This is a genomic window from Virgibacillus tibetensis, assembly GCF_036026595.1.
Classification (GTDB): Bacteria; Bacillota; Bacilli; order Bacillales; family Amphibacillaceae; genus Virgibacillus_P; species Virgibacillus_P tibetensis.
On record NZ_JARZFX010000003.1, the window covers coordinates 288,161 to 304,799 of the forward strand.

Annotated in this window: 13 protein-coding genes; 2 read left to right on the forward strand and 11 right to left on the reverse strand. The window is 38.1% G+C overall.

Annotated features, from left to right (window positions below; genetic code table 11):
* Positions 1-55: 55 nt before the first annotated feature.
* Positions 56-406: a thioredoxin domain-containing protein gene (locus QGM71_RS09670; protein WP_327607335.1), complete on the forward strand. Its 351-nt coding sequence runs from the start codon at positions 56-58 to the stop codon at positions 404-406.
* 236 nt (positions 407-642) lie between these two features.
* Here QGM71_RS09670 and carB read toward each other — a convergent pair whose 3' ends face one another.
* From carB to QGM71_RS09725, 11 genes are all read right to left on the reverse strand, one after another.
* Positions 643-3,915, reverse strand: a complete 3,273-nt coding sequence (gene carB, locus QGM71_RS09675; RefSeq protein WP_327607336.1) for a carbamoyl-phosphate synthase (glutamine-hydrolyzing) large subunit — start codon at positions 3,913-3,915, stop codon at positions 643-645.
* Entirely contained in the window at positions 3,902-4,987 is a 1,086-nt protein-coding gene (locus tag QGM71_RS09680; protein WP_327607337.1) for a carbamoyl phosphate synthase small subunit, read from the reverse strand. Before QGM71_RS09680 ends, carB begins: the two co-directional genes overlap by 14 nt.
* The gene (locus tag QGM71_RS09685; RefSeq protein ID WP_327607338.1) at positions 4,984-6,189 is read right to left on the reverse strand and encodes an acetylornithine transaminase; all 1,206 of its coding nucleotides are present in this window, start codon (positions 6,187-6,189) and stop codon (positions 4,984-4,986) included. The genes QGM71_RS09680 and QGM71_RS09685 overlap by 4 nt, the downstream gene beginning before the upstream one ends.
* Positions 6,182-6,985, reverse strand: a complete 804-nt coding sequence (argB, locus tag QGM71_RS09690; protein ID WP_327607339.1) for an acetylglutamate kinase — start codon at positions 6,983-6,985, stop codon at positions 6,182-6,184. Before argB ends, QGM71_RS09685 begins: the two co-directional genes overlap by 8 nt.
* A 10-nt stretch (positions 6,986-6,995) precedes the next feature.
* Complete coding sequence (gene argJ, locus QGM71_RS09695) at positions 6,996-8,222, reverse strand: bifunctional glutamate N-acetyltransferase/amino-acid acetyltransferase ArgJ (protein ID WP_327607340.1); 1,227 nt, start codon at positions 8,220-8,222, stop codon at positions 6,996-6,998.
* Between the two features lie 16 nt (positions 8,223-8,238).
* The gene (argC, locus tag QGM71_RS09700; RefSeq protein ID WP_327607341.1) at positions 8,239-9,285 is read right to left on the reverse strand and encodes an N-acetyl-gamma-glutamyl-phosphate reductase; all 1,047 of its coding nucleotides are present in this window, start codon (positions 9,283-9,285) and stop codon (positions 8,239-8,241) included.
* Between the two features lie 184 nt (positions 9,286-9,469).
* Entirely contained in the window at positions 9,470-10,429 is a 960-nt protein-coding gene (locus QGM71_RS09705) for an alpha/beta hydrolase (RefSeq protein WP_327607342.1), read from the reverse strand.
* Positions 10,430-10,708: 279 nt separating this feature from the next.
* Positions 10,709-11,518: a cytochrome c oxidase assembly protein gene (locus tag QGM71_RS09710; RefSeq protein WP_327607343.1), complete on the reverse strand. Its 810-nt coding sequence runs from the start codon at positions 11,516-11,518 to the stop codon at positions 10,709-10,711.
* 72 nt (positions 11,519-11,590) lie between these two features.
* Complete coding sequence (locus tag QGM71_RS09715) at positions 11,591-12,250, reverse strand: response regulator transcription factor (protein WP_327607344.1); 660 nt, start codon at positions 12,248-12,250, stop codon at positions 11,591-11,593.
* A 12-nt stretch (positions 12,251-12,262) separates the two neighbouring features.
* On the reverse strand, positions 12,263-13,342 hold the full coding sequence (locus QGM71_RS09720) for a sensor histidine kinase (RefSeq protein WP_327607345.1): 1,080 nt from the start codon (positions 13,340-13,342) through the stop codon (positions 12,263-12,265).
* Positions 13,343-13,358: 16 nt separating this feature from the next.
* Positions 13,359-14,654, reverse strand: a complete 1,296-nt coding sequence (locus QGM71_RS09725; RefSeq protein WP_327607346.1) for a M20 family metallo-hydrolase — start codon at positions 14,652-14,654, stop codon at positions 13,359-13,361.
* Between the two features lie 771 nt (positions 14,655-15,425).
* On the opposite strand from QGM71_RS09725, the gene QGM71_RS09730 reads away from it, so the two are divergent.
* Complete coding sequence (locus QGM71_RS09730) at positions 15,426-16,373, forward strand: SDR family oxidoreductase (RefSeq protein WP_327607347.1); 948 nt, start codon at positions 15,426-15,428, stop codon at positions 16,371-16,373.
* The last annotated feature ends 266 nt before the right edge of the window (positions 16,374-16,639 follow it).

A 16,639-nucleotide genomic window follows, 5' to 3' on the forward strand; every position in this document is an offset into this window, starting at 1 on the left:
TTGAGTATTTACACATTGTTGTATAATAATGACATTAGAGAAAGGAGATTGAGCGATGATTGCTACCTATGAAGAAAATGTAGCTAGTTTTGATAAAATTGATTCCGCAAAAGCACAGAAATTGGTAAAAGGGAAAGGCGAAGCCGTTATCTATATTGGCAAAGCTGTATGTCCTTATTGTCAAAAATTCATTAAAAAACTAAAAAAAGTTGCTGAAGAAACTGGTACTCATATCTATTATGTTAATAGTGTGGAAAAAGCTGATATGGAAGGTATTACGGCCTTTCGTAATGAATACGACATTCCAACGGTTCCTGGTTTCATCTTTACTGATGGTGACACAGTAAACGTGAAATGCGATTCATCCATGCCAGAAAAAGAAATCAAAGCCTTTATGAATAAATAAATTCAATTGCAAAGCGACAAGTGTCTGGCACTTGTCGCTTTGCAGTTAAGAGTAAGATAAAATAAATAAAAGGTTTTACAAACCATACAATTTTTATATATAGAGAATTTGATAGCTGGTGTAATTACGTAAATAGTTTCCATATCCGTGGAGACCCCAAATTAAATAACATATCATTCAGCAGCCCAAAACGCATGGATATTTATCCATGCGTTTTTATGAGCTATTTATATATACTACACTACTGGTTTATCTACCATCACTGCTCCTGCTTTTTCTTTTAGTATTGCCAGCTTCTTAATATAAACTTGCAGTGATCTTGGTACTTCTTCCAATTTGGCTTCTTCCAGGGAATCTGCCATTGCTCCTAAAGTTTCTAAACTAGTGAAATACGGAACTTGGTACCTGACAGATAGCTCGCGAATGTAGAAACCTATTTTTTCTTTTTCTCTACCTTGACTAGGAACATTAAGAACAAGGTCTGGACACTGATTTTTCCAATGATCGAGCAAAACTTCCTTATTATTCTTTATTATTGTTGATTGGATCCCTTTCATTTTCAAATAGTTTGCTGTTCCTTCCGTAGAAGTTATCGTGGCACCTAATTCTGCAAACTTACGAATTATATCCACACTCTCTGCTTTTAAACGGTCTGAAATAGAAACAAATAAATGGAACGGTTTCTGGTTAATTGTTCCTTTACCTTCAATAGATGCTAACACTTTAGCCAATGCTTCATTTTTTGATAAGCCTAAGCCTATTATCTCTCCAGTAGATTTCATTTCCGGTCCTAAAACATGATCAACACCCTTTAGTTTACTAGCAGAAAACACAGGTGCTTTCACCGTGTAATAGTCTGGTTCTTTTAGTAAATTTACCTCATTGGAAATTTCATTCAAAGGGATACCCATCTGTACTTTAACTGCCCATTCAACCATCGGTATGTCGGTTACTTTACTTATAATAGGTACGGTTCTTGACGAACGGGGATTTACTTCCAATACATAAATTATATCTTCAAAGATAACAAATTGGATATTCATCATTCCTATTATAGGTACCGCTTGACTGATTTGACGTACAGTTTCGACGATTGTTTCTTTCATGTGCTCCGTTAAGGAAACGGGTGGGAAGATGGTCATACTGTCTCCTGAATGGACCCCGGCCTTTTCTATATGTTCAAAGATACCTGGGATAATTATATCTTTTCCATCACTGATGACATCCACTTCACACTCCAGACCTGGTATATACTGGTCAATTAATAATGGCCAGCAACGATCATTCGTATCTTTTTGGATACGTGTTACATACTTCAGCAATTCTTTTTCGTCATAACAAATGAACATGGACTGTCCGCCTATAACATAGGAAGGGCGAATAAGTACGGGAAACCCTAACTCGTCAGCCGAAGCGGACAATTGCTCCTGTTTAGTAACAATATGGCCAGTGATATGAGGAATACTTAATTCATTTAAAACATTATAAAATTGTTCCCGGTCTTCCATTTGATCGATCTGCTTTGGCGAAGTTCCAAGGACAGGAATTCCTTCAGCCTCTAAATCATTTGCTAAGTTAATTGCTGTCTGACCACCGAATTGAACAATTACACCAGCTATATTTTCTTTTTCAATTACTGCCAAAACATCCTCCAGTGCCAATGGTTCAAAATACAGGCGATCAGCAATAGAGTAATCCGTACTTACAGTTTCTGGATTGTTATTAATAACAACAGACTCATAACCCATTTTTTTCACTGCTTGAGCCGCATGAACCGAACAGTAATCAAATTCCACCCCTTGACCAATCCGGATCGGTCCAGATCCCAAAACAAGAATTTTCTTCCGGTCATTGTTCGTAATGACCTCGTCACTCCCATGCCAGGTGGAATAATAATACGGTGTGATCGCATCAAATTCTCCCGCGCAGGTATCCACTAACTTATAAGCTGGCCTTATCGACTGTTCTTTGTACGCTTTTCTTACTTCTCTTGATGTTACACCTGTTAACTCTGCAATTCGTTCATCACTTATATTAAGACGCTTTATTTCCAGCAGCTTTTCCGCAGAAATAGTTGACCATTGAACCAATTTCAACGATTGCTCACACTGGATAATTCTTTCTACCTTCCGTAGGAACCAGTAATCAATCTCGGTTAAGTCCAGTACTTTGTCCATAGACAGGTTCCTTACAAATGCTTCAGCTATCGCAAATAGCCGTAAATCATTAGGTATTGAAAGAAGTTCCATTAGTTCATCAGAGGATTTACCTTCCATTCCAGGCCAATGAAGACTGGTAACATTTAATTCCAGTGAACGTATTGCCTTATTTAGTGCACCTTCGAACGTTCTATCAATCCCCATTACTTCTCCCGTTGCTTTCATCTGTGTGCCCAATGATCGATCCGCCTCAGTAAATTTATCAAAAGGAAAGCGAGGTAGCTTTACCACTACATAATCCAACGCTGGTTCAAAAGAGGCAAATGTATTGCCCGTAATCGGATTGAGAATTTCATCGAGCGGGTAGCCAATTGCACATTTTGTTGCGATACGGGCTATCGGATAACCAGTTGCTTTAGAGGCCAAGGCCGAGGAACGGCTAACTCTTGGGTTCACTTCAATAATACAATACTCATTAGATGCTGGGTTTAATGCAAATTGAATATTACAACCACCAACTACATCTAATGCTCGAATTACTTTAAGGGATGATGTACGTAAAATTTGGTATTGTTCATCAGAAAGCGTCTGAGATGGTGCCACTACGATAGAGTCTCCCGTATGCACACCGACAGGATCCATGTTTTCCATATTACACACAATGACACATGTGTCATTGCTATCACGCATTACTTCATATTCTATTTCTTTCCATCCTTTGATACTTTTTTCAACAAGCACCTGTTTAATCGGACTTAACATAAAGCCTTTGCTTAAAAGGTCTGTAAACTCCGCTTCATTGTAAGCGAATCCACCACCCTCACCACCGAGGGTATAGGCAGGACGCAATATTACCGGATAACCTATTTCGTTAATAAAATTCAAACCCTCTTCCATTGATTCAATAATTGCCGACTCAGGGATTGGCTCTTCGATCTCGAGCATTAAGCTGCGAAACTTTTCCCGATCTTCTCCCTTTTGAATGGAAGGAACTGATGTACCTAATAGTTCTACATTGTATTTATCAAGAATCCCTTTTTCGTATAGTTCCACTGTTAGATTTAATCCCGTTTGTCCCCCTATGGATCCGATCATGCCATCCGGTTTTTCCTTTGCAATGATTTTTTCCAGCATGCTTACTTCAAGCGGCTCCATATAGATATGATCTGCAATCCTGTTATCTGTCATAATTGTTGCCGGATTATTATTTACTAATACAACTTCAATGCCTTCTTCTTTAAGTGCCAGGCAGGCTTGGGTACCGGCATAGTCAAATTCAGCAGCCTGCCCGATGACAATTGGACCGGATCCAATAACCAGCACTTTATTTAACGATTTATGCTTCCACATACTTGCTCCCTCCTGCTGTAATAACTTGTTGTATAAACTCGCCGAAAATATATTCCGTGTCATTAGGTCCTGGGTTTGCTTCTGGGTGAAACTGGACGGAAAAAACTGGAAGGTCAATATGCTTCATACCTTCTAAGGATCGGTCATTTACATTTCGGAATAATAATTGGAATTCTTTTTGATCAATACTTTCATCAACTACTACATACCCATGGTTCTGAGAAGTCATTCTCACTTTACCTGTTAATAATTCCTTCACAGGATAATTGCTACCACGGTGGCCAATGGACATTTTTTTCGTTTTAGCCCCATAGGCTAAAGCAATCAGCTGATGTCCCATAGCAATACCAAGTGTGGGATATGTTTCCGTTAGAACTTTGATTTTCGGCAAATAGGATGCCAGATCCATTGGATCTCCTGGTCCATTACTTATTAGAATCCCGTCCGGATTTAAAGAATTCACCGTCTCTAATGACGTATAGAACGGTACGATTGTCACTTTGCAGCCCTTATTCAATAAAGCCTGCAATAGCGATTTTTTATAGCCAAAGTCAAGAAGTACAATGTGAATCGCACCATCTCCGTAGGTTTCTATTTCTTTTACCGAAACATGACTTACTAAATCTATACTGTTCTTATCCGACCATTCGTTTGACGTTCCCTTCTTCTCTTCTGAAACTATCTTTCCTCGAACAGTTTGATGCTTCCGAATAGCAGCAACAAGCGCACGTGTATCCACATTTTTTAAACCGGGGATATTTATCATGTTGAGTTCCTCTGAAAAAGTTGAAGAGGACTCATAATGGCTTGGTTCATCACAGAGGTCACTTATAATGACTGCAGAAACGGAAGGCTTATTGCTTTCATTATTTGTCTTATTCATACCACAACTTCCAATTATCGGGTAACAAAGTGTTAAGATCTGCCCAGCATAGGACGGATCTGTTATCGTTTCCTGGTATCCTGTCATACTCGTATTAAAAACAACTTCCCCTCTTGCTTCATCAACTGGACCAATCCAGTCCCCTGCAAACTTCTCTCCGGTTTCTAAAACGAGGTATCCTTTTGTCATAGTGAAAACTCCCTTGATTCTGTCAGTAGTTGCCTAAATACTAGAATAAAATGCTTCAGTTCGTCTGTTGTAGTTGTTAAAGGAGGTAAAATGCGCAGCACATTAGGCCCGGCCATCAGGACAAGGATTCCTTTCTCTCTAAACTTTTGCACGAAAGGCCCTGCTTCAAATGCCAATTGAACACCTAGTAAAAGGCCAAGTCCCCTTACTTCTTCAATACTGGAAAAGGTTGATTTCAAGTCATCCAGTTCTGCTTTCAGCCATTCACTTTTTGTTTTTACTTCAGATAGAATATCTTCATTCATTATTGTTTCTACTGTAGCCAGACCAGCGCTCATTGCTAATGGGTTCCCACCGAAAGTACTACCATGAGTTCCTGGGTGAAAGGATTTTGCTGCTGCTTCATTTGCCAGCATCGCTCCAACTGGAAAGCCAGACCCAAGTCCTTTTGCCAATGTAATAACATCAGGTTTAATACCAAATTGCTCATAGGCAAACAATGTTCCTGTTCGGCCGATACCCGTTTGAATTTCATCTACCATGAGTAAGATATCATTTTTATTACATAAAACTTCAAGCTGTTTTACCCACTCTAGGCTGGCAGGATTTACGCCACCCTCACCTTGCACAAGTTCCAAGAGAACTGCTGTTGTCCGATTAACATCAATTTGAGCAAGAGATTCTCTATCGTCAAATGGTAAATAGTGGAATCCTGGCGTTAACGGGAAAAAGCCTTGATGAATTTTCTCCTGTGCTGTTGCAGCCATTGTTGTACCAGTTCGCCCATGAAATGAATTCGTAAATGTAAGGATTTCCGTTTTCTCCGGATTTCCTTTATCTTTCGCATATTTTTTTGCTAATTTTATCGCAGATTCATTAGCTTCTGCGCCGCTATTACAAAAAAACACTTTATCTAGGCAGCTGTTCTTTGTCAGCTCGGTTGCCAAAGCTTCCTGCATTGGAATCGTGTACAGGTTTGAACAATGCCAAAGTGTATCAAGTTGTTCTGTGATTTTTTCTTGCACTTGTTTTGGAACATGGCCAAGATTACATGTTGCAATTCCAGCTGTATAATCTAAATACTTTTCGCCTTGTTCATCCCAAACAAAGCTTCCTTTTCCTTTTACAAGTGTCAGAGGAAATCGTTGGTATATGTTCATTACAGACGATGATGTCGTATGATTTGTTACTGTATTAGACATGATATGCTTCCTTTTCTTGTATGACTTTTGTGCCCGCTTCCTTACCTTCCAGATAATCTTTCACGTCATTTGGAGTTAATCCATTTAAAATAACAGATTCTTTAACGCCTTTCGATAAACCTTTTAGGGCGGAGTTGACTTTCGGTATCATTCCACCATGAATAACCCCTGAGGCGATTTTTTCTTTCACTTGTTTTTCGGTAAGTTCCTTGTGGACTACTTGTTTGCCTTCAATCGTCTCCATTACACCAGGAATATCACTGATCAGAGCCAGTTTCCCTTTCAATGACTGAGCTACAGCAGCTGCTGCCATATCGCCATTAATGTTATATCGCTGTCCTGAAGCATCTATACCGATTGGTGAAATCACCGGAATACCCGCGTTTTGAATGATAAGATCCAGCCATTTCTCATTAACATGTATTACCTCACCTACAAAGCCCAGGGCTCCTGTTGGATCAAGAGGAGCTACTTGAAGAAGTGAACCATCGACCCCACTTAATCCAATAGCTGAACCCTCAGCTTTCTGTAAGTTAGTAACAATTTTCTTATTCACGGAGCCGCTCATAACCATCTCAGCCACATCTAATACCTCATTTGTCGTTACGCGAAGTCCGTCAACAAATGTACTTTCTGCCTCTAACTCTCGTAAAATACGATTAATATCTGGTCCTCCACCGTGAACAATAACAGGTTCGCAAATACGGGAATGCTTTAGTTCAACAACCATTTTATAAAAAGAGTCAGGAAGCTTTGCTAAAACACTGCCACCTATTTTTAATACCAACACATTCATTTTCTTCACCTCACGTTCGATAAGAAGCATTTATTTTGATGTAATCATAGGTTAAATCGCATCCCCAAGCAGTTGCTTCATGTAGGCCATTTTGTAAGTCAACATTTAGTACTACCGTTTCATTCTCTAAGTGTTGCTTTGCCTCTGCTTCAACAAATTCTAATGGTAGCCCATCCTTAACAACGTGGATGTCACCAATAGCAACACATACTTTATCCGGATCTATTGGTTGTTCACTATACCCGACAGCACATACAATTCTTCCCCAATTAGGATCTGCCCCGTAAACTGCAGTCTTCACGAGATTGGAGGAAATGACCGCTTTTGCTACTTGTCTGGCTGCTTCGTCAGAGGGAGCACCTTTTACATTTACTTCGATCAGTTTAGTAGCCCCCTCCCCATCTTTCGCAATCTGCTTTGCTAACTCTTCACTAACCAACTGAAAGGCCTGCAAAAACAGTGGCCACTGTGGATGCGTCTCACTTAATTGGGTATTATTTTGTTTACCATTGGCCATAACCAGCACCATGTCGTTCGTACTACAATCACCATCTACAGTAATCATATTGAATGACTTATTAGTTATATCTCCTAAAGCCTGCTGTAAACTTTTCTGTTCAACAGCAGCATCTGTTGTAATGAAAGAAAGCATGGTCGCCATATTCGGATGAATCATTCCAGAACCTTTTGCCGCTCCACCTATCGTTATGGTTTTACCATCAATTTCAATTTGCACTGCAATATGCTTTGTCATCGTGTCAGTCGTTAGTATAGCTTCTTCAAAATTTTCGGCGGAAACATTATCTTTGTCATTCATTGAATGTATTGCTGTACGTATTTTTTCCATCGGAAGCGGAACACCAATTACACCGGTAGATGATACTGCGACGTGGTTAGTGTCAACCCCCATCTTTTCAGCAGTTAATTTCTGCATTTCTAAAGCATCAAGATTCCCTTGTTCTCCGGTACATGAGTTGGCTACACCCGAATTAACAACAACTGTTTGAATTAACTTCTCTTTTTCAATACTGTCTTTAGTGATTTTTAATGGGGCCGCTTGAAAGGCATTTAACGTATAAACTGCTGCTGCAGTGGCAGGATTATCTGAATGAATCCATCCAAAGTCGAGCCTTGTTTTTCGAATAGCGCAATGTAAGCCCCCTGCTGAAAAACCTTGTGGACTTGTAACATGTCCGTTTTTTATAATCTGAATATTTTCCTCTTTCGTAGCGACCATTTATTTTCACCCTTCCTTATGGATATACCGGAACATTGTTTAAACCATGTTCTTCATCCCAGCCATTCATTAAATTTACGTTTTGGATTGCTTGCCCTGCTGCGCCTTTTACTAAATTATCAATAGCAGAAATAATAATAAGCTGGTTTGTTCTTTCATCAACATGCAAACCTATATCACAATAATTGCTTCCATTCATATCCTTCGTTGCTGGAAATTCACCTTTATTACGAATTCGAACAAAGGGTTCTGATTGATAAAATGATTTATATAAATCAATAATTTCTTCGGTAGAAATAGTCATTTTTAATTGACCATACATCGTACAAATTAATCCACGTGTCATTGGTATAAGATGTGGCGTGAAAGTGGATGTAACAGATTCATTTGCAATTCCTGATAAGTATTGGTCTATTTCTGGGATATGCTGATGTTTCCCTACTTTATAGGCTTTTACATTATCATTTACCTCGGAAAAGTGAGTCATGGCCGAAGGTGTCCTTCCTGCACCTGAAATGCCTGTTTTTCCATCAATAATAATGGGACTGTTCTCAATTACTTTATGTTGGATAGCGGGAATCAGTCCAAGTAAGCTGGACGTTGGAAAGCAACCCGGGTTGGAAATAATTTTTGCATTTTTAATTTCTTCTTTATAAATTTCCGGTAATCCATAGACTGCATTATCTATTGTTTCCTGGGGCGCTGCTTCAGCACCGTACCATTCTAAATATTGATCTTGAGAAGTGATTCGTAAATCACCAGATAGGTCAATGCATTGTAAGGATGATTGTTCTAGTTGAGGAATCAGTTTTTTTGAGATACCAGCAGGAGTAGCAAAAAATACAATATCCACTTCTTTTTCCAGACTCTTAATCTCTAATTTTTCCATCGGTTCTTCAATAAAACTTGTTAAATGCGGATAGATAGATGAAATTTGTTCACCATGCTGAGAGTTTGAAATGATTTTCTTGAGTTGTATATGTTTATGTGAATGCAGAAGTCGGATAAGCTCAATCGCCCCATAACCAGTACCACCTATGATCGCTGCGTTTTTCAATAACATCTTCCTTCCTTCTTGTTTTCGGATTATTCATTATTATAGTTATATAACATGAATTAATCAAGTATATTTATACATTTTTATTAATTTTTATTCATTTTATGTTATGTAAAAGTAAAAGGTTCTCTTATAGTTGAATATTTTTTGTATAATAAAGGCCCCCCATCTTGATGGAAGGCCGGAGATTCTACTTCATATATTTATTAAGAAATCCGTTCATTATTTCCAGATATCTATCTTCGTGAGTTACAAAAGCTTCGCCATGACCTGCATTTTCAAAGGTGAACATTTCTGCTTTGCTATTTGTATGTTCCAGTAATTCTTTAGTCATTGATGTTGGAACAAATGTATCATTGTCTCCGTGAATATACAAGATTGGTATTTGTGATTTCTCAACCTGATCCAAGGCCGATGCCTCCGTTAATGAATATCCAGCCTTTATGTTCGTTACCAAACTTGTACTTGGCAATAAGGGAAAAGCTGGTAAATGAAACATTCGATTCATTTGATATTCGAACATATCATATACGCTAGTATACGGACTGTCAGCGACAACTGCTTTCACATTATCAGGAAGTTCTTCTCCGCTTACCATTAGCATCGTTGCAGCCCCCATAGAAACACCATGCAACACTATTTCAGATTCCAGACCTTGAATTTCCAATACTTCATCAATCCAATCAACATAATCCAATCGATCATGCCATCCGAAACCAATATAGTCGCCTTCACTTTGGCCATGTCCCCGCATGTCTGCAGTAAATATGTTGTACCCTAGTTCTTCATAGTAATATTGCCCATACAATCCCATATCCCTAGCTCTGCCAAGGTAGCCATGTGCAAAGACAACTGTCTTGTTGGTTGGTTCTTCTGCTTCCAAAAAATATCCCTGCAACTTTAATCCGTCATAAGACTCCATTTCCCAATGTTCGAAATCCTCATTATCAACCCACTCCCGCCAATCACCGGCAAGGAATACGTCCATTGCTTCTGCAGAAACTTCCAAGTCGGAGTTTCCTATCAAAAAATCCTTTACATTACGTTCAATTGCTAAATTATAAAAATAAAAACTAGCAATTATATCTATAATTAATAGAGCACTAAGAAGCCCTAGTCCGAATCTCAGCCACCACTTTTTCTTTTTCACGCAGTTCCCCCCTCTGTAACTCTCTGATTCTATTATACTAGAAAACAGTGTTAGTTAAACCTTAATAAGTTGGTATTTAATTACAAAAAGAGCCCAACGGGATTTGTTAAGAACACACGATTAAACACATGAATTTTTTCCCAAGAAAAGCAATTGAACCTATGAGTTTGAGGCTATGAAAAGAACAGTCATTAACGCCATCCCAACAGCAAAAGAGGATGTGACTTATGTCATTTTTCATGTGTAAAACAAAAAAACTCTCCATCAAGTGAAGAATTTTTAATCATTTATCCTTTTCGTTAAAAGTAACATGACACTAAACATTATCAGTTGACTTACCATTAAGATAATACCACCATTTTGCTGCTCCTTAACTGGGTTAAAAGGAAGGAGTAACTCGAAAACATCATCTGGAATTGTCTCCCAATCTGGCAAACAAAATTCAAGCGCAGTAACAAATAGATTAATATCCGTATAAATGGAAAACAGACCATCCTTAGAAAATAGTAGTATCAGGTTAAATGGAATCATTAAAATACTGTTAACCACACAATATTTCAGTTTTTGACTAAAAGATAGCTGATTTGGTGAAAGAATCGGTATCCACAATAGTAATGCACCTATAAACAGGGCAAGTAAATATAAGTAGTTTAAAAAAATATCAATTCTTACGTAATTAAAAAGGGCAGGAATATGGTACCCATAAAATAATAGATGAAAAACTACAATTGCCGAAAGTGGATGCGTGATTTTTTGCATTGCTTTCCCCACTGTAGTTATAGCCATTAACTGCCCGATGATCTTCATTTTAAATCCGATTATAAAAAGTGGTGGTACAACAAATAAAAGTAATACTATTTGTATGATATGCGTACTAAACGTAATTCTTCCTATAATATTTAAAGGACTTCCGATGGCAAGAAATAAAATAATAAGACCTGCAAAAAAAAGAATCGTTTTACGTGATGAATGATTTCTGTCATCAGGTAATAGAAATAAATAAATTATGGCTCCAAATAAAAGAAACAATAAAATTCCACCATTCCATAGGGTAGAAAAATGGAATTCATCTAAAATAATATCAATCAATCTATCACCTTCTCATCGTAACCTTCTATTAAAAGTATAAGTGAATCGATGGTTGTTATGAAAAGACAGATGTCACAATATCATGACATTTAGAAAATCAGCTATATCAGGTTTTACAGCATAAATCGCTAAATGTGTACGATCACGCAGCCCGGTTTTCTGCAGGATATGCGTAAGGTGATTTTTTACAGTTCCAATAGATAGAAAGAGTTGTGTCGCTATTTCTTTATTCGTTTGCCCCTCCCCAATCAATTTGGTGATGGCTAATTCGCGTGGAGAAAGAGAGACATCAATGGAAAACTCACTGTTTGACCGTTGTAATAAGCGCGGCATTACCTTCGCTGCTACTTCATCATGAATCGTTAATCCGCCTTTCATACAACTATAAACTGCCTCAATTAACCTTTCAGACTCAGCTGTTTTCAATAAAAAACCATTTGCCCCGTCTTTCAATGTCTGCAAAGCATATTCATCATCATTAAATGTTGTTAATATCAAAATTTTAATTCCCGGCCATCGCTGTTTGATCTTTCTCGTTGTTTCAATCCCATTCATTACTGGCATCCGCACATCCATTATCACGAAATCCACGCAATGTTTTTCTAGGATATCCAAAGCCTCTCGCCCATTTCCAGCTTCATGGCTAACTTGAATATTCTCATCCTGCTCTAAAATGACTTTGAGCCCTTTCCTAACAATAGCCTGATCCTCAACTAACAACACACGCCACATACCTTCCCCCCTCTAATCACTTGGAATTAATCCAGATACAACAAATTGACTCTCTGTTTGGTATACTTCCAAACTACCATTTAATTCTTCCACTCGATTATTCATACTAGTCAGCCCAAAACCGTACGTAATTGTTTTTCTTGTAAAAACCGCATTCATAATTTCAAATGAAATAGCCCCTGTTGCAGATTTCCCTAAAATCACATGTACTTCTCGTGATTGAGCATGGCGCATCGCATTTGTTAATGCCTCTTGAATCACACGATACAATACAACACTTTTTTCATTGGAAAGTGGTACAGACAATATCCCTTGCTTCATGGTAAATTTAACAAGAATATGACTCTCTGCTTCCAGTTTACGGATTAAATGTACGACAGTTGCAATTCCCTCGTTTTCTTCTGTTTGAAGTGCTTTTACTGCTTGCCTGGTTTCTTCCAGGCTTTCTTGAGCCATTTGTTTTAATTCATTAAAATCATTATGTGCATGTTGAATGGCAAGTGTTTCGAGTTTCATTATTAATGCAGTCAAACGATGGCCCACTGAATCGTGAATGTCTCTTGCAATTTTCGTCCGCTCTTCAATTCTTGCATCCTGTTCTGATGCTATATTCATTCGCTTTAAAATTCGATACTCACCTAGCAGTTTATCGTAAATATCCTTTTGCTCCATTCGTTCAGTAGCCATCCGATTTAGCGCAATAACTAAAAAGTAAAATAAAACACTGATAATTGTAATTTCTACTATACGATCGTCGTGTATGTACGCTGTAGTTAAAGAAAGTACAAGATTAGAAATCAAATATGCAAGCAAAAGCTTCTCTTCCAACCAAGATGCAGCATCAATTGTAATGAAGAACAGTAAATAAATTGTTAGTGTAGCTTCCGTCGAAAATAAATAGCCATGGCTAAATATTGTTACTGTTAAAAGAATATATAGGATAAAAGGTGCTTTTTGAATCGTCAGGAAAAAATAAAACACTAATGCTAAAGTAAACATCATAATACTTATCGGTATATTTTTACTTTGTAGAACAATCATAAGCACCCATAAAACACTAAAAAAACTAAGACGGATTAAAAATATTTTCACGCTACTTTCCTACCTTCTACTCTTCTTGCATCTCTTCTATAAAAGCTTTAAGTACATGTACCGTTTGCACACAATCACTTAAATCAGACCACTCTGCAGGATTGTGGCTTATTCCATCCCTGCTTTTTGTAAACAGCATGGCTACAGGAAGTTTTCCACCAATGACCATTGCATCATGCCCTGCACCACTAGGCAGTTTATAAGGTCTTATCCCTTTTGTGTGAAAAGACTGTTCAAGCAAGTTCTGTTTGTCCTCTTTTATGGGTACAGGGGAAATACGCATCTTCTCTTCATGACTTACTTTAACAGCATATTTATCAGCTACATTTTGACCAACAGCCAGCACTAGATCAACTAACTTATCCCGACTATCCTGATAAATATCACGTATATCAACATAAAGCGTCACTTTACCCGGTATTACGTTTACCCCATTTGGTTCTACATTTAATTTACCAATTGTAGCAACCGCAGAATTACTTACTTGCCCTGGTAACTTGTTAACTTCAAGGACGAATTCCCCAGCTGCCACCATAGCATCCTTCCGATCATTCATTGGCGTGTTACCAGCATGGCCTGCATCCCCTTCAATGGTGAATTCCAACCAGCATGGGCCTGCTATACCTGTGACTATTCCACAAGGGAGGTTCTCCTTTTCAAGCCGTTTCCCCTGTTCAATATGCACTTCAACGAAAATTTCCAGCTCATCCAAGTTACGGGCCGCTGTGGAATAAGATTCAGCATTCAACCCCACTGTACTCAAAACCTCCTCGAAACTTAAACCTGCTGCATCATGCAGTTTTAACCTTTCTTCCATATTCCCTTTACCAATCATTCCCTCGCTACCGTTAAAGCCTCCGTTAAAGCGTGCTCCCTCTTCATCACTGAATATAACTACTTCATATGGTTTGACCGGCTGGTAGCCAGCTTCCCTCCATGCTTCAATAACCTCCAGGGCAGCGAGTACCCCGAGTGGTCCATCGAAATGGCCGCCATTAGGCACACTATCAACATGTGAACCACTCATGATAGCAGGTAAGTGATCACTCTTTCCAGATAGCCTGCCAATAATATTACCTGCTCCGTCTTCATTAACCCTTAAACCAGCCTGCCTCATCCATCCCGCAACAAGCTCCTTGGCCTGTTTTTCTTCCATCGAATAGCCAGGACGATTTGACCCATTCTCTTCCGTAATTCCTATTTTTGCAAGTTCACCCAAGCGGTGTGCCAGCCGTTCTCCAGAAATACCATCGTAATCATATTTCTTATCATAGTCTGCCATTAGTTTTTCTTTCAACATTAATTCATTCATATTTATTCTCCTTTTTCTTTTTTATAAAATAACTTTATTTAATGGTTTATTTTGCTTGCTATATGCCGCTAAAGCAATACCCAATAATTTAACTCTCACAACACTAATAAAGTGTAAACAGTTAGCTTGGCTAAACTTTGAATGTCTCTAATATTTTTTTTACAACCTTGGTGTAAATAAGTCTGTTTTCTAAAAGGTTAGGACGTCGGTTACACGTCCCATCGAAAATAGTTTTGTTTTTGACACAAAATCTATAAAGTGCGACGTAACTCTGGAATAGACCGTAAGCTGCCACTACGGAGAATACACTACGCCCAAAGGGTTGAACGCGGGATAAAGCTAAAAAAGCGCTGGATAAATTGGTCCGACCGTGGGATTAAGCAAGCAGATCGCTGGAATAAGTGGAGCGATCGTTGAATGAAGGCAGATCCAGCGATCATGTCAAAACGAGATGTATACAGACTGCTTAGAGCATAAAACAATTAATCCAAAGCCAACTTGAGGAATATATCTCCAACCTTACCATTTCACTCTGCCAAAGTTGAGTAATAATTTAAAAATTTTTAAGAGTGCTATAATAAGCATAACTGAATATTGAATGGAGTGAAAGTATACAAAATGAAATATACCTTTTTTCTAACAGGTTATCCTGGTTTTCTTGCAAGCAATCTCATAAAGCAACTCATCCAGGATCATCGCCAAGATATTCAACAAATCTATGTGTTAGTTTAACCAGAACTTAAGATTCAAGCATCAGAAGAAATTACCAACTTGGCCAAACAACAGAACTTAAATACTGATTTCTTTACTGTCGTGACAGGAGATATTACGAAGCCTATATTAGCTATTGATGCTGATATGAATCGCTTATTACAGGAGTCCGTAACGCATGTCTTTCATTTGGCAGCAATTTATGACCTCGCCGTACCACGGAACCTTGCTTATCAAGTCAATGTAAATGGAACAGAAAATGTAAACAATTGGGTTAAAACACTAGGGAGTCTGGAGCGCTATATCTATTTTAGTACTGCTTATGTTTCAGGTACTCGTGAAGGACAAATCTTTGAGAATGAACTTTCTAAGGGTCAAACATTTAAAAACCATTACGAAGAAACGAAGTACCAAGCGGAAGTAAGTGTAAATGAATTGGATGATACTATTCCAAAAACTATCATTCGTCCTGGAATAGTTAAGGGGCATTCCAAAACCGGGGAAACTACCAAGTTTGACGGCATTTATTTTATGCTGAATTTACTGGACCAACTCAACTACCTTCCAGTTGTTCCTTATTTCAGTGAAGGAACAGCAGAGGGTAACTTTGTTCCAGTTGATTATATACTTCAAGCAACCAGTTATCTATCCATTCATCCAGTTGGTCAAGGTAAAACATATCACTTAACAGACCCTAACCCATATACGATGAGAGAGTTACATAAAATGTTAGCTCAAGCCTATTTAGGAATAATTCCAAGAGGAACTATCCCGTTGCCTTTAGCTAAATCATCCTTGTCTATTGTATCCCTCCGTAAATGGCTTCGGCTGGAAAAGGAAGCGATGGATTACTTTACGATTCATTCCTACTATGACTCTACACAGGCTATTACTGATCTGGAGAGTTCTGAAATCAGATGTCCTGATTTTAAAGAAACAATTGTACCAATGATTAACTTTTATCGAAAATATAAACATGACAGAAGTAGACATATTACAATTAGATGAAGTTTTCACTTATTTTACATTACAAATTAACTAAACATACTGAAATCTATGAATTTTGTACCATTTCCTATTTTTTACAATCGTAGTATACTATAGGGGACAGGTACGCAGGGTGAACTTCGGTTAAAGTTGTAAAAGAAAACTTCTTTTACTTGGCGGCTAAAATCCCCTAATGAAAGGGGCTGAAATGTGTGATATCAATTGACACAACCCTTGAGTTGATGTTTTTGTTTGCCACACTAGTGTTGTTAATTGTAAACAGCCGA

Bases quoted from the DNA above. Each gene is read 5' to 3' on its own strand.
- QGM71_RS09685 (WP_327607338.1), bottom strand. From the start codon at position 6,189: ATGTCTAATACAGTAACAAATCATACGACATCATCGTCTGTAATGAAC.
- argC (WP_327607341.1), bottom strand. From the start codon at position 9,285: ATGTTATTGAAAAACGCAGCGATCATAGGTGGTACTGGTTATGGGGCG.
- QGM71_RS09725 (WP_327607346.1), bottom strand. From the start codon at position 14,654: ATGAATGAATTAATGTTGAAAGAAAAACTAATGGCAGACTATGATAAG.
- QGM71_RS09680 (WP_327607337.1), bottom strand. From the start codon at position 4,987: ATGACAAAAGGATACCTCGTTTTAGAAACCGGAGAGAAGTTTGCAGGG.
- carB (WP_327607336.1), bottom strand. From the start codon at position 3,915: ATGTGGAAGCATAAATCGTTAAATAAAGTGCTGGTTATTGGATCCGGT.
- argJ (WP_327607340.1), bottom strand. From the start codon at position 8,222: ATGGTCGCTACGAAAGAGGAAAATATTCAGATTATAAAAAACGGACAT.
- argB (WP_327607339.1), bottom strand. From the start codon at position 6,985: ATGAATGTGTTGGTATTAAAAATAGGTGGCAGTGTTTTAGCAAAGCTT.
- QGM71_RS09670 (WP_327607335.1), top strand. From the start codon at position 56: ATGATTGCTACCTATGAAGAAAATGTAGCTAGTTTTGATAAAATTGAT.
- QGM71_RS09715 (WP_327607344.1), bottom strand. From the start codon at position 12,250: ATGTGGCGTGTGTTGTTAGTTGAGGATCAGGCTATTGTTAGGAAAGGG.